Source organism: Gemelliphila sp. 1F1 (genome assembly GCF_056897515.1).
Genome location: NZ_JBXHBE010000007.1, coordinates 59860 through 74618 on the forward strand (window position 1 = coordinate 59860; position 14759 = coordinate 74618).

Annotated in this window: 15 protein-coding genes; 13 read left to right on the forward strand and 2 right to left on the reverse strand. The window is 30.0% G+C overall.

All coding sequences use genetic code 11. The features are described from left to right. The first annotated feature begins 72 nt into the window (after positions 1 to 72). The 11 genes from AC1XWJ_RS07155 to AC1XWJ_RS07205 all read left to right on the forward strand — a co-directional run bounded on the left by AC1XWJ_RS07155 (position 73) and on the right by AC1XWJ_RS07205 (position 10911). A complete protein-coding gene (locus AC1XWJ_RS07155; protein ID WP_483335202.1) occupies positions 73 to 2634 on the forward strand; it encodes an N-acetylmuramoyl-L-alanine amidase in 2562 nt (853 codons plus the stop codon). 164 nt (positions 2635 to 2798) lie between these two features. Further along, positions 2799 to 4199 (forward strand): cysteine--tRNA ligase, encoded by a 1401-nt coding sequence (cysS, locus tag AC1XWJ_RS07160; RefSeq protein ID WP_483335203.1) that lies wholly within the window; start codon positions 2799 to 2801, stop codon positions 4197 to 4199. Further along, positions 4184 to 4615 (forward strand): Mini-ribonuclease 3, encoded by a 432-nt coding sequence (locus AC1XWJ_RS07165; RefSeq protein WP_483335204.1) that lies wholly within the window; start codon positions 4184 to 4186, stop codon positions 4613 to 4615. Before cysS ends, AC1XWJ_RS07165 begins: the two co-directional genes overlap by 16 nt. Continuing rightward, entirely contained in the window at positions 4599 to 5414 is an 816-nt protein-coding gene (gene rlmB / locus AC1XWJ_RS07170) for a 23S rRNA (guanosine(2251)-2'-O)-methyltransferase RlmB (RefSeq protein WP_483335205.1), read from the forward strand. Before AC1XWJ_RS07165 ends, rlmB begins: the two co-directional genes overlap by 17 nt. Next, positions 5414 to 5860 (forward strand): GNAT family N-acetyltransferase, encoded by a 447-nt coding sequence (locus AC1XWJ_RS07175; protein WP_483335206.1) that lies wholly within the window; start codon positions 5414 to 5416, stop codon positions 5858 to 5860. Before rlmB ends, AC1XWJ_RS07175 begins: the two co-directional genes overlap by 1 nt. A gap of 280 nt (positions 5861 to 6140) precedes the next feature. Beyond that, positions 6141 to 6791, forward strand: a complete 651-nt coding sequence (locus AC1XWJ_RS07180) for an O-methyltransferase (protein ID WP_483335207.1) — start codon at positions 6141 to 6143, stop codon at positions 6789 to 6791. Positions 6792 to 6811: 20 nt separating this feature from the next. After that, positions 6812 to 7738, forward strand: a complete 927-nt coding sequence (locus AC1XWJ_RS07185) for a peptidase U32 family protein (protein ID WP_483335208.1) — start codon at positions 6812 to 6814, stop codon at positions 7736 to 7738. A gap of 44 nt (positions 7739 to 7782) precedes the next feature. Next, positions 7783 to 9054 carry a peptidase U32 family protein gene (locus AC1XWJ_RS07190; protein ID WP_483335209.1) on the forward strand — a complete coding sequence of 424 codons (1272 nt, stop codon included), beginning with the start codon at positions 7783 to 7785 and terminating at the stop codon, positions 9052 to 9054. Then, positions 9054 to 9677 (forward strand): uridine kinase, encoded by a 624-nt coding sequence (udk, locus tag AC1XWJ_RS07195; protein WP_483335210.1) that lies wholly within the window; start codon positions 9054 to 9056, stop codon positions 9675 to 9677. Before AC1XWJ_RS07190 ends, udk begins: the two co-directional genes overlap by 1 nt. Before the next feature lie 60 nt (positions 9678 to 9737). Further along, entirely contained in the window at positions 9738 to 10220 is a 483-nt protein-coding gene (gene greA, locus AC1XWJ_RS07200; RefSeq protein ID WP_483335255.1) for a transcription elongation factor GreA, read from the forward strand. A gap of 7 nt (positions 10221 to 10227) precedes the next feature. After that, a complete protein-coding gene (locus tag AC1XWJ_RS07205) occupies positions 10228 to 10911 on the forward strand; it encodes a 5'-methylthioadenosine/adenosylhomocysteine nucleosidase (protein WP_483335211.1) in 684 nt (227 codons plus the stop codon). An 81-nt stretch (positions 10912 to 10992) separates the two neighbouring features. Here the strand turns inward: AC1XWJ_RS07205 and AC1XWJ_RS07210 are convergent, their stop codons facing one another. Both AC1XWJ_RS07210 and AC1XWJ_RS07215 read right to left on the reverse strand, forming a co-directional pair. Continuing rightward, a complete protein-coding gene (locus AC1XWJ_RS07210; RefSeq protein ID WP_483335212.1) occupies positions 10993 to 11217 on the reverse strand; it encodes a hypothetical protein in 225 nt (74 codons plus the stop codon). Positions 11218 to 12277: 1060 nt separating this feature from the next. Continuing rightward, complete coding sequence (locus tag AC1XWJ_RS07215; protein WP_483335213.1) at positions 12278 to 13405, reverse strand: NADH-dependent flavin oxidoreductase; 1128 nt, start codon at positions 13403 to 13405, stop codon at positions 12278 to 12280. Positions 13406 to 13660: 255 nt separating this feature from the next. Between AC1XWJ_RS07215 and AC1XWJ_RS07220 the strand changes: the two genes are divergently transcribed. Beyond that, the gene (locus AC1XWJ_RS07220) at positions 13661 to 13789 is read left to right on the forward strand and encodes a type II toxin-antitoxin system HicA family toxin (protein ID WP_483335256.1); all 129 of its coding nucleotides are present in this window, start codon (positions 13661 to 13663) and stop codon (positions 13787 to 13789) included. Between the two features lie 27 nt (positions 13790 to 13816). Next, the gene (locus tag AC1XWJ_RS07225; protein ID WP_483335214.1) at positions 13817 to 14257 is read left to right on the forward strand and encodes a type II toxin-antitoxin system HicB family antitoxin; all 441 of its coding nucleotides are present in this window, start codon (positions 13817 to 13819) and stop codon (positions 14255 to 14257) included. Positions 14258 to 14759: the final 502 nt, after the last annotated feature.

Here is a 14759-nt window from a genome sequence, read left to right on the forward strand (position 1 = left end):
TGACAAATTTGATATAATATATACTGTCAAAATATTATATTATATAAAAAGTATGTGGTTTTAGGAGGCTTTATGAAAAATAATAAATTTAAAAAATTGTTGTTAATGTTATCTGTTATGAGTTCTCCTATTGTAGTAGCAGAAGTAATAGATAACAATATAGCAGAAGCAAGTGAAAAAAGTGGAATTGTAATAGAGAATGGAAAGTCATATTTTTATAAAAATGGTGTTAAACAATCAGACGTACTAGAGATAGTCAATGGAAAACAGTATTATTTCGAAGATAATATTTTAGGTAGCAGTTTGGCGAAAAATAAATGGTCATATAGTTTGCGTAATAAAGTATGGTATTATAGTGATGCCAATGGAATGGTATTGAAAACAAGTGCTACTTCGCCTTACAGTACGGGAGTGGTATCATCAGATAGTTCAAACTCTAATATTGAGAATACGACTACAAAGTTAAATAAAGAAACAGCTAATTCTAGTAATACAAATAGTGTTGCACCAAGGTCTTATTCATTAAGAAATAATCAAAGCGACCAATCTAACCAAAGTAAAGTGGTGTTTATAGATCCAGGACATGGAGGATATGATTCAGGAGCTGCTTATTATGGTCTAAAAGAAAAAGATTTAGCTCTTCAAGTTTATAACAAACTTTATGCTAAATTACAAAGTCAGGGATATACTGTCCTATCTAGTAGAACTTCAGATAAATATGTAGATTTTGTAACTGAAAGATCAGCAATGGCAAATAGAAGTAATGCAGATATGTTTATAAGCTTACATTTTAATGCTAGTGGTAGAGAAGCAGGATCTTCAGCACAAGGAATAGAAACTTATTGGTATCAAAGTTATGCGGAATATCCATCAAGGATAAATAAAGATAAGCACGATGATCCAGAACGCCTAAGAAAAAGTAAACTTCTAGCAGAAGCTATCCATAAAAACTTAATAAGTAGTTCAGGAGCAACTGATAGAGGTATCCAAAGAAATACATTTGCGGTTTTAAGAGAAACTGCAATACCAGCTGTATTGTTGGAATTAGGATATATGGACAATTATTCAGAATCACAAAAAATTCGTCAATCTAGCTATCAAGACAAACTAGTAGATGGAATAGTAAAAGGAATAAATGTTTATACAGGCTTTTCTGGTAATGTAATTAATAAAAATGGAATAGTAACAGAAAATGGCAAAAAATACTTGTATAAAAACGGAATAAAACAATCAGATGTACTAGAAACAATAAGCGGAAAACAATATTACTTTGAGCCAACAGGGTGGGGAAGTAATATGGCAATAAACAAATGGTCAAGAAGTGAAAAAACAAACACTTGGTACTATAGTGATGCCAACGGAGAATTAACAAAAACACAATATAGTTCGCCGTATGAACCACAACAAAAAAATGGGATAGTAACAGAAAATGGCAAAAAATATTTGTACAAAAACGGAATAAAACAATCAGATGTACTAGAAACAATAAACGGAAAACAATATTACTTTGAGCCAACAGGTTGGGGAAGTAATATGGCAGTAAACAAATGGTCAAGAAGTGAAAAAACAAACACTTGGTACTATAGTGATGCCAACGGAGAAGTAACAAAAACACAATATAGTTCGCCGTATGAACCACAACAAAAAAATGGGATAGTAACAGAAAATGGCAAAAAATACTTGTATAAAAATGGAATAAAACAATCAGATGTACTAGAAACAATAAACGGAAAACAATATTACTTTGAGCCAACAGGTTGGGGAAGTAATATGGCAATAAGCAAATGGTCAAGAAGTGAAAAAACAAACACTTGGTACTATAGTGATGCTAACGGAGTAGTAACAAAAACACAATCAGATTCGCCATATGCACCACAACAAAAAAATGGAATAGTAACAGAAAATGGCAAAAAATACTTGTACAAAAACGGAGTAAAACAATCAGATGTACTAGAAACAATAAACGGAAAACAATATTACTTTGAGCCAACAGGTTGGGGAAGTAATATGGCAGTAAACAAATGGTCAAGAAGTGAAAAAACAAACACTTGGTACTATAGTGACGCCAACGGAGTAGTAACAAATATAAAAGTAGAGGCAACAACAAACTCTAACAACAAAGTTACTTACTATACACAAAATGATGCTTCTTGGGGAAGCAGAAGATATGGAAGATGGACTATGACAGCAAGTGGATGTGTTCCTACATCTTTATCAATGGCTATTTCTACCTTAAAAACACCAGTAAAACCTTACGAAATAGCTGATTATTTATACTACAATACAAATTATTATAATAAAAAAGGAATAGGAACTATATCAGAAGGAGTAACACATACCCTTAATAGATATGGATTAAACTATAATCTTATAACTAATGCTGAGCAATTAAAAGCAGAACTTGCTAATGGACGTGTGGTTTATGCTGCAGTAGGAGGAAGTTCTTTCGTTACACCTGGATACACACATGCAGTTGTTCTAAGAGGATTAGATTCAAAAGGAAATACAACAGTTTACAATCCTTATAGTCCGTACGGTATAAAGAATTACAATTATAATTTTGTATGGAATAGTAAAAGTTGGGATAGAGAAGATTATGTTAACGGAACAACTCCTATGATAGCTATATATTAATTTTCTTATTATATTTAATTATGAGTAAGTGACTTAATCACTGCTCATTTTTTATTTATAATTGATAATAATGAAGTTAATAAAATATAAAAATTAAAAAAATAGTGAAAAATCATAAGATTGTGTTAAAATATTACTAAGATAATAAGTTAAGGAGAAATATTTTGATAAAAATTTATAACACGTTAACACAACAAAAAGAAATATTTACACCTATTGAAGCAAATAAAGTTAAGATGTATGTTTGTGGGCCTACTGTTTATAACTATATACATATAGGAAATGCACGTCCTATAATTGTTTTCGATGTAGTACGCAGATATTTTAGATATGCAGGTTATAATATAAAATATGTATCTAATTTCACAGATGTTGATGATAAGATTATTAAAGCTAGTAACGAAGAAGGAATATCACCAAAAGAGCTAACTGATAAATATATAAAAGCATTTTATGAAGATTATGATGCGCTAGGTTGCGAAAGAGCGGATCAAAATCCTAGAGTTAGTGACTACATTAAAGAAATCATTGAATTTATCCAAAAGCTTGTAGCTGAAAGATTTGCCTATGAATCTAATGGAGATGTATATTTTAGAACTAGAGAAAAAGAAGATTATGGTAAACTTAGTAAACAGTCTATTGATGATTTAATTAGTGGTGCTAGAATAGAAATAGGAGAAGATAAAGAAGATCCTTTGGATTTTGCTTTGTGGAAAAAAGCAAAAGAAGGAGAAATTTATTGGGAGAGTCCATTTGGAAAAGGAAGACCGGGGTGGCATATTGAATGTTCTGTTATGGCTAATGAAACGTTGGGACAGACTATTGATATTCACGCTGGAGGACAAGATTTAACTTTCCCGCACCACGAAAATGAAATTGCTCAATCGGAGTGCCACAATCATGCTACTTTTAGTAATTATTGGATGCATAATGGATTTATTAATATCGATGGAACAAAAATGAGTAAATCACTAGGAAATTTCACATTGTTAAAAGATATTCGTACTACTGTCGATCCTATGGTAATAAGATTATTTATGCTAAGTGTTCATTACCGAACGCCAATAAACTTTTCTAGTGAGACTATTGAACTAGCTAAAACTAATTATGCTAAAATAAAAGTAGCTTATGAAAATTTAATTTTCAGATTAAATAACACAATGACAGAATCTCTGTTGAACAAGGATATTATAGAAAAAGTAGCTAATAATATAGAATATTTAGAATCACAGATGGATGATGATTTTAATACGGCTAACGCTTTAAGTGGGTGGTATGAATTAGTAAAAATAACAAATGTCTACACAGAACAAAGCTCTGTAAATAAAGAAACGTTAGAAGTGTTAAAAGCAGGATTTGATACGTACATCAATATTTTAGGGATAAATCTAATAACGAATGTTGATAGTAATGATGACACGGAAATAGACGCATTGATTGAACAAAGAGAGAATGCTAGAAGAAATAAAGATTTTGCTCTCGCGGATAAAATTAGAGATGATTTGAAAGATCGTGGAATAATTTTGGAAGATACGAAACAAGGTGTACGATGGAAGAGAATGTAGCTATTAAACTAAGAGAAACTAATATATCAAATTCGAAAGAATTGCAAGTGTTATCTCTCGCATACATAGGAGATAGCATTTATGATATTATGGCTAGAGAATATATTATGAAAAATCATATAGGGAAAATAAATGAATTACACAGAAGAGTATCTTCAGTAGTATCAGCCAAGGCACAATCTACATTTATGAATATTCTCTTAGAACAAAATGTTTTGACAGAAGAAGAGCTAAACATCTATGGTAGAGCAAAAAATCAAAAAATAAATACTAAAGCTAAAAATGCGACTATAATGGAATATAAATTAGCTACTGGGCTTGAAGCTGTGTTTGGATATTTATATCTTAATAGAAATTTTGATAGATTGGAGGAAATGTTTAGCTACATAATTACAGAATATGAAAAAACAATATAAAAGTAATAAAGATTTTAAAGTAGAAAGAATAAAACGTAACACACAACTTACGAATAATGTCGATAATATAGAAGATAAAGAAGTTATAGCTGGGCGTAATAGTATTATAGAAGCAATTAATTCTGGACGAGAAATTAATAAAATATTATTTCAAGAGGGAATAGAGAAAGGTCGCTTAAAATCTATTTTCAATATCGCTAATGATAAAAAAATAATTTGTCAAGAAGTACCCAAAAGAAAATTAGATAACTTAACTTCTGAACGTCATCAAGGTGTAATTGCGTTTGTTGCTCCTTACAATTATTATGAATTAGAAGAGTTAATAGAAAATATTGATATTGATGCGAATACAACAATTTTAATTTTGGATCATATAGAAGATCCTCATAATTTAGGTGCAATTATTCGTAGTGCAGAAGCTAGCGGAGTAAAAGGAGTTATTATACCGAAGAGACGCTCAGCAGTCGTTAGCCAAACGGTCGTTAAATCTTCTGCGGGAGCAGTTGAGTATATGCCGGTAGCTAGAGTTTCAAATATTTTGGATACAATAAATAAATTGAAAGATAAAGGGTTTTGGATAGCAGGAACGACACTTAATGACAAATCAGAAAACTATACAAAAATAGCCAAAGATGTTCCGTTAGCCATAATTATAGGTAATGAGGGAGAAGGTATGAGCAAAACAGTAACTAATGCTTGTGATTTTCTATATCATATGCCGATGTTAGGGAAAACCCAAAGTTTGAATGCATCAGTATCAGCCGGAATTATTATGTATGAAAGAATAAGGAAAGATTAATGGAAGTAAGAAAATTAACTGAACCAAAAGATATTGATTTGGCAAAAGAAATACGTATTAAAGTTTTTGTAAAAGAACAACAAGTACCTATTGAGCTAGAAATAGATGAATCAGATAGTGCAGAAACTACTATTCATATAGGATTATTTTACAACAATGAAATGGTAGGGGTAGGTAGAATTTTGGATATAGATAGCGAACATATTCACTTGGGAAGAATAGCTATTCTAAAAGAATATCGCGGATTAGGTTTAGGAGAGAAATTAGTTTTAGGTATGGAAAGGATAGCTAGCGAATTAACTAATAAAAATTTAGTTAGTCATTTAAGTGCGCAAAAATATGCAGAAAACTTCTATAAGAAATTAGGTTATGAAAACATAAGTGGAGAAATATATTTAGATGCTGGTATTGAGCATATAGATATGCAAAAGAAATTGAGATTATAGAAATAAAAATACCCTACATAAGTTATGATGTGTCCCTCAAAAGTTAGACAGAAAAAATCTAACTTTTGGGGTATTTTTTATTTTTAACTAAAGATTAATTTGATTTATTTTTTTAAAGTTTTTAAATATAGTATTCACTATTTATTATTATTCCAAAAAATTTTAGTAATATTAATTAAATAATTTTAATTATCTTTTGGATAATAAGCTTTGATTACTATATTTTTCTTGCTAGTTATGGTATTATATTATGATGACAAGATTATGCTTAGGAGGAACTATGGTCGCTATAGATTCAAAAGATAGTTTGTATGTAGAAAATTTACTTCCTGAAAATGATGACTTTTATAAACGTTTAGAAAATTTTGCAAAAGAGAATAGAGTTCCTATTTTGGATAAAATAGGTAGAGCATATTTGATTCAACTGCTGAATATCAAAAAAGCCAAAAGTGTGTTAGAAATAGGAACAGCTATTGCGTATAGCACAATAAGTTTCTGTGAAAATGTTGGTTGTAAAGTGGTAACTATCGAACGTGATGACAAAATGTACGAACAAGCAGTACAAAATATATTAGAAAGAAATTTACAAGATAAAATAACTACTATTTATGGAGATGCTTTGGAATTAGATGATAGAGTTATTGCTAATGCTCCTTACGATGTAGTATTTATTGACGGAGCAAAAAGTCAAAGTAGAAAATTTTTTGAACTTTATGAGCCGTATTTTGCAGAAGATGTATTAGTAATTACAGATAATGTTCTTTTTAAAGGTATGGTGGCAGATCCTAGCATTATAAAACATAGTAGAGATTTAAGACAGTTATCACGCAAAATTAATAACTATAATGAGTGGTTAATGTCGCACCCAAATTATAATAGTGTAATATTACCATTTGGAGATGGTATAGCTATTACGACGAGAAGAAATTAAGCAGTTAGAAAGGTAAAGAAATGACAGTAGAATTAGTAGTAACACCCAAAAGTATAGAGCATATCTATGAACTTATTAATGTAGGTGCTGATAGTTTTGTTATTGGCGAAGAAAAATATGGTCTAAGATTAGCAGGAGAATTTAAAAAAGAAGAGTTAAAGAGAGCTATCGAAATAATACATCAAGCAGGGAAAAAAGCTTATGTTAGTGTGAATGCTATATTTCATAACGATCATTTAGAAGATTTAGTAAAATATTTAAAATATGTAAATGAATTAAAACCAGATGCTGTAATTTTTGGAGAACCTACTATAATTACTATACTAAGAGAAGAAAAATTAGACTTAAAATTGCAGTGGGATCCTCATACATTAGCTACCAACTCATTTTCTTGTAACTATTGGGGAAATAGAGGAGCGTACAGAACTTGTTTATCAAAAGAACTTACTTTGGCAGAAATAGAAGAAATAGCTCAAAAATCTAATTTTGAAGTAGAAGTACAAGTTCAAGGAATGCTTTGTATGTTCCAATCAATAAGGAAGTTAGTTGACAACTATTTCTTATATAGCGACAAAGAAGATTATATAGAGAAATATAGTGATTCTAAAAAATTATTCTTATATAGTCAGGATAGAGATGAACGTTATCCAATTTTTGAAGATTCTAATGGAACACATATAATGAGTGCGAATGATATATGCGCTATTGAATATTTAGATAAACTTATTTTGGCAGGGGTAAAAGCTCTGAAAATAGACGGAATACTAAAATCAGAAGAATATATTACAGAAGTAACTACTATTTACCGAGATGCAATAGATTTATACTATGAAGATAGAGATGCTTATAATGATGAAAAACAAGATTTCTATAATGATATAGAGGCTATCCAACCAAAATATCGAGAAATAGATTTAGGATTTTTCCACAAAAAAACTATGTACTAAAATTGAGGAGGAGAACAAGTTATACTTGAATGTAACTTATACTTATGGCAATAAAAGAAATTTCACAAATAATAGATGGAAAAAGAGTAATAACAAAAAAACCAGAATTGCTGATGCCAGCTGGTAATTTAGAAAAACTAAAAATAGCAGTACATTATGGAGCTGATGCGATATTTTTAGGTGGTCAAGAGTTCGGGCTACGCAGTAACGCAGATAACTTTACTATTGAAGAAATAAAAGAGGGTTGTGATTTTGCTCGTAATTACGGAGCTGATATTTATGTTACAGCCAATATAATAGCTCACGACGAAAATTTTGATGGATTAGAAGAGTTTTTGATTGCATTGCAAGATGCGGGAGTTAGAGGAATTATAGTAGCAGACCCTTATATTATAGAAACTTGCAAAAGAGTTGCTCCTAAAGTAGAGGTACATATAAGTACCCAACAATCAATATCTAATTACAAAGAAGTACAGTATTGGGAAAGTGAAAATGTAGATAGAGTAGTATTAGCTAGAGAAACAGGATATGATGAAATAAGAGAAATTAGAGAAAAAACTGATGTAGAGATAGAAATGTTTGTGCACGGTGCAATGTGTATAGCTTATTCTGGACGATGTACGTTAAGTAATTATATGACTGCTAGAGATAGTAATAGGGGAGGATGTTGTCAGTCTTGTAGATGGAATTATGACCTTTACGAAGAAGATAGTGAAGATAAAAAATTATATGAAGACGTAGCAGATCCTTATGCTATGAGTCCAAAAGATTTAACACTTATAGAAAGTGTTCCAGAAATTATTGAATTAGGTATAGATTCTCTAAAAGTTGAAGGACGAATGAAATCTATTCATTATGTAGCAACAGTGGCTAGTGTATATCGCAAACTTATAGATGACTACTGTGCAGATCCTGATAATTTCGAGATGACGCCAGCATATAAACTAGAACTTTACAAATGTGCAAATAGAGATACAGCATCTTCGTTTTTCTATAATATTCCTAGCTATAAGGAACAAATGTTTGGAAATCAAGGAGGTAAGAAAACTAATTATGACTTTGTAGGGCAAGTTCTACACTATGATGAAAAAACCCAAATAGCGACTATTCAACAGAGAAATCATTTCAAGACAGGTGATAAAGTAGAGTTTTTTGGACCAGAAATAGATAGCTTTGAGCAAGTTATTGGTGAAATATATGATGAAGACGGAGATTTGATAGATGCAGCTCGTCATCCATTACAAATTATTAGAACAAAAGTAGACCAAAAAATTTATAAACAAAATATGATGAGAAAGGAAATCGGTAAGAAATAATGCGAAAAAAACCGAAAGTAATAGGTATAGTTGGTGGAAGCGGAAGCGGAAAAACTACCGTAACAAAGCGAATTATAGAAGAACTTGATAAAGAAAAAGTAGTTTTGATAGAGCAAGATTATTATTACAAAGACCAATCTCATATGACAATGGAAGAACGAATAAAGACCAACTATGATCATCCAGACGCATTTGATAATGATTTATTATGTACGCAATTAGAAAAACTTATTGCTGGTGAAAAAGTTGCTGTTCCAAGATATGATTATGTTAACCATACTCGTAGTGCGGAAACAGTAATTCAAGAACCGAAAGATATAATCATACTAGAAGGATTATTTGGTTTATATTCAAAAAGAATTCGCGATTTTATGGATATAAAAATTTTCGTAGATACACCGAGTGATATAAGAATACTTCGTCGTTTGCTTCGTGATATGAACGAGAGAGGACGTAGTGTGGAGTCTGTCATAAATCAATACTTAACATCAGTTAGGCCGATGCACGAACAATATATAAAACCGTCCAAACAATATGCAGACATTATTATACCTGACGGAGGGTATAACGACATAGCGGTAGATATTTTGATTACAAAAATTAAATCGGTACTAGAAAAATAAGATGAAAACATATATAATATAACTACTAAACTAAAAATAAAAGGAGTGCGTACGATGGCAATAGAAGAAAATTTAGAATATCAAATGACCCAAGAAGGTTATGATAAATTAGTAGAAGAATTAGAACATTACAAAAAAGTAAAAAGACCAGAAGTAATAGAAAAAATAAAAGTTGCTCGTAGCTTCGGAGACTTATCAGAAAACTCTGAGTATGACGCAGCAAAAGATGAACAAGGATTCATTGAACAAAAAATACTAGAAATGGAACAGATGATTCGATATGCCAAAATTATCGAAATAGATGATAAATCTAACACTATTCGTTTAGGTCATACTGTTACTTATATTGAACTTCCAGATGGTGCAGAAGAAAGTTATAAGATAGTAGGTAGTGCAGAAGCAAATCCATTCGAATACAAAATATCAAACGAATCTCCAGTAGCACAAGCATTACTAGGAAAAGAAGTAGGAGATATAGTAAAAGTATCGTTGCCTACTGGTCCAGAAGATTCAATGGATATAAAAATAGTAAAAGTTAAGTAGGTACAATATGATAGCACTAATAGGCGCTATGCCAGAAGAAATATCAATTATCAAATCAGGAATAAAAAATGCACGTACGAATAAAATTGCACATGTAGAGTTTTATGAGGGTGTTTATCAAGGTAAGGAAATCGTATTAATGTTATCAAAACCCGGTAAAGTAAATGCAGCAATAGCAACAACCTTGCTCCTAGATAACTATAATGTCGACTATGTGATTAATATTGGAAGTTGTGGTGCCTTGCAAAAAGGTATGGAAATAGGAGATATGATAGTGGCAACTAATACTGTATATTTTGATGTTGATGCTACACATTTCGGTTATGAATTAGGGCAAGTTCCACAAATGCCAGCAATGTATAAGAGTGATGATAAACTAGTTAATATTACAAAAGATATTACCCTACCAAATTATAAAATTCATTATGGCTTAGTCGGGACTTCGGACTCTTTTATTTCTGATAAAGATATAAAACAAGGTATACTAAATAACTTCCCTGATATGCAAGTTGTAGAAATGGAAGCAGCAGCAATAGCTCAAACTTGCTATAATTTTGGAACAAAATTTATAGTATGTAGAAGTATTAGCGACAAAGCTGAAGAGGGAACAAGAGTAGTTTTTGATGAATTTCTAAAAATTGCAGCCAAAAACTCTTCAATACTAACAGCAGAATTAATAAATAGATTATAATTTTCACTTGACTTTATTTGAGCGAATGAATTAACAACAAGATATTATGTACAAAAGTATATAACTAAAAAAAGACAGGAATTATCGCTCCTGTCTTTTTTTGTTTTTCTTATATTTTATAAAACTTCTTAGTATATTTATAAGAATAACTATTATGGCTATTATTATTGGATATGGTGGTTCTGCTAAAAACGAAATATTAATTATCTGCATATCATTGTAAAATGCTTTTGTGTCATTTAGATTAATAAAATAAAATATTCCTATTATACTTAGTGGTAATATTATTTTTTTAATTTTTTTCATAGTTATTACCTCCTATTAAAAGTTATATGTATTTGCAGATTAAAATATAAATTTGTCCAAGTTATTATATCTTAAACGTAACATGAAAACAGTATGAAATCAATAGGAAAAACATAGAAAGATATACAAAATACATTTTCTAAAGAAAAAGAGAAAAATGTGGTATAATAGTATTGTTGGAGAAAAATAGGGATATATTCTCTCTGTCTGTTTCGCAGAAAAATAAAAATCAAAAAAATAATATTATAGGAAAACAATGAAGATTTTTATAATCGCGAAGTGAAAAATAATTTTTACTTGACTTTATTTGAGTTAATAATATAAAATAGATATTAAGTAGATTTGTCGAGCATAAAAGAACTTCCACAATATTCTTTTATGCTTTTTATATTTTCCAAAATAAAAAAAGTATGGCTTCCACACCATACTTTACTATCAACACTAAACGAATATTAATCAACGTAAATCCTAAAATTTATTTATTATTATTTTCATTTAATTCACGAAGAATTAGTAAAAACAATAGTAATTCTAGTAGATTTGTCATTACGTTCACTCCTTTCGAAGCAAAATATTCAGTTGATAGCACTTTAATTATAACATATCTGGAATAAAAGAGGGTTAAACAATACTTTTCACTTGACTTTAGTTAGTAAATAAGTTAGAATACAAATATAAGCAAGTGATATCTATATTTGTATAGAGAAAAAAAGACGAGATTGCGGTCTCGTCTTTTTCTTTTTTAAGGCTAGTTACTTTTTAGAAATTCTATCTAACCATTTGCAAATGTAATAAGCAAGAACATTTGCCATAATAGAATTTATAAGTGATACTATATTTTGCATAGAGCCACCTCCTTTACTGTTACGTAAATTAGGTAAAGTAACACTTTAATTATAACATAGCTCCTTATAAAAAAACGAAAAATCAAAAAGTTTAACTTGACTTCTATTTAATAAACAGGTTAGAATACAAATATAAGCAAATGTGATTAAAAATATCATATAAAAAGACAGGAACGGCAATTCCTGTCTTTTTCTTTTTCGAGGCTAGTTACTTTTTAGAAATTTTCTTCTAAATCGAACCACCCTTTATTTTTTACTATTTCATTTACTAATTTTTTTGGTAATTTTAAATCGTTGGCATTGTTTAAATTTAATTTTGTTATTATATCTTGTTCTTTGTTATTTTCTATTTTTTTTAGCCAGTCTGGGTCGCTCACTAAAACTCTACCTAATGCTACGAAATCGCAATTATTTAACAGTAGTTCTGCTTCTTTTTTTGTTTTTATCGTTCCGGCGTACATTGTCGGGATACGTTTATTTATATGTTTCGATAAAAGTTCAAGATATGTATATTTTGAGTTGTTTACGGGCATATCTTCTAACGCATTCGGCAAAGAAATGTGTAAATAATCTATTCCTATATTCACTATTTCGTCTATAAGTCTATAAGTATGTTCTATACGTAAAGCATCTTTCATCGGCTCATCTGGAGAAAGTCTATAACCTATAATAAAGTTCTCTCGATCTTCTTCTTTAATAACACGTTTAATTTCTTTAATTATTTCTAGAGGAAATTTTATTCTATTTTCTAAAGAGCCTCCCCAATCATCTGTTCTTTTGTTGAAAAATGGTGATGTAAAATTTTGAATTAAAAAGCCGTGTGCTCCGTGAATTTCAATACCATCAAAACCAGCTTTAATTGCCCTTCTTGTAGTTTCACCGAAATCTTTAATTATTTGTAGTATTTCTGTTTCTTTGAGTGGTCTAGTCTTGCAACTTTCTGCAAATTCTGTATCTAATGTTTCGATATCGCTAGCACTAATAACGTCATCATCTTTTATTAAATGTTGTAAGGCTTTGTTTCCTGCGTGATTTATTTGTAAAATAGCTTTGGTATTCTGCGCTTTGATTGACTTTGCTAGTTCGCTAAGTCCAAGAACAAAGCTATCGTTATATGCAGAAAATTCACTTTCAAAACCTATACCGTTGTATGATACGTGGGTGCAACCTGTAATAACCATTCCTAAATTTTTTGCCCTTCTAGTATAGAAAGAAATTTCTTCGTTAGAAACTGTATTATCATCATTGCTTCCCCAAGTGGTCATTGGAGCCATAACAATTTTATTACTAATTTCTATCCCGTTAGGCAGAATAATGCTCTCAAAAATTTTACTTCTATTCATAATTTTCTCCTATTTTATCTTATCAAATATATTATAAGATAAATAACGCTTAGTTGCCAATAAAATATTGTGTTAATAATTTTTTATAGAGTAAAAACTTATTAATATTAGATTAAAAAATGTTAGATTGAAAATATAATATTAATTGACGCACGTATAAATACGTGTTAAAATGTAGATGTCAGGAGGTAAAGTCGACATGCCGATGACACAAGAAGAAATGGTCAAGCTTTTAACTAAGCACGGCTTTATAAAATTAAGGGTGGCAAAGGGTCACACGTTAAAATGAATAAAGCTGGGTTAAAAAGACCTATTATTATTCCCAAAGGAGAACTTAAAAAGGGAACCGAAAGAGGAATATTAAAAGAGACAGGACTTTTGTAGTCCTGTCTGTATAACAGGAGGTAGTATATGTTAGTAAGTTATCCGGCGTTATTTTATTATAATGAAAATGATGGATATTATGTATATTTTCCAGATATAGAAGGAAGTGGAACACAGGGAGAAGATATAACAGATGCGATGAATATGGCTTCTGATTATTTAGGAATAATGTGTGCGGATTTTATCGAAACAGGAGTAGAATTGCCTAAAATTAGTAATATAAAAGATATTTCTTTAGAGAATAATTTTCCTTTTAGCGATGATGAGGATTTTAGGGATTATTATGATCTTGATAAATCTTTTATTTCATTGGTGTTAGTAGATATCAATGAATATTTACAAAACCAAGAATTAGTAAAGAAAACATTATCTATACCTAAATGGGCTAATGACTTAGGGAACAGATTAGGCATAAATTTTTCTAGCTTGCTTACAGAATCAATTGCTAATTTATCAATAAATAGATAATATAATAAATCAATCGGAATTTATAAGTTTGTAAATGGTACTAGATAAAGAATACTCTTTCCCTTGACTTTTTTTAGTGAATGGTATAGAATATAGGTACGCAAAACGATAATATATAGTCTATGCAAAGAAAAAGCAGATGAGTGCATTCATCTGCTTTTATTTTGTATCTCACGCAAATAAGATACTCAGGTTATTGTTATTTGTCGTCCTTATCATAGAATTTTCTGATTAACCATTCAGAAATGACATTTGCCAACGCACTTATAAAAAGTGGTACTATGATAAACGAAACTATATAGTCTAGTTGCAAAGAACTCACCTCCTAACCGTCGTTAGAATGTGTGGACGACACTATAATTGTATCACAAAATAAAAGTTTTAAAAATACTTCTCCGTGGCTTTTTTCTTATATAAATTACAAAAAATTTTTCTTTTATAAAGCGTATTTGTGGAATAATCTTTAAAATTTTGTTATAATAACTCTGTTTTTCAAAACAAA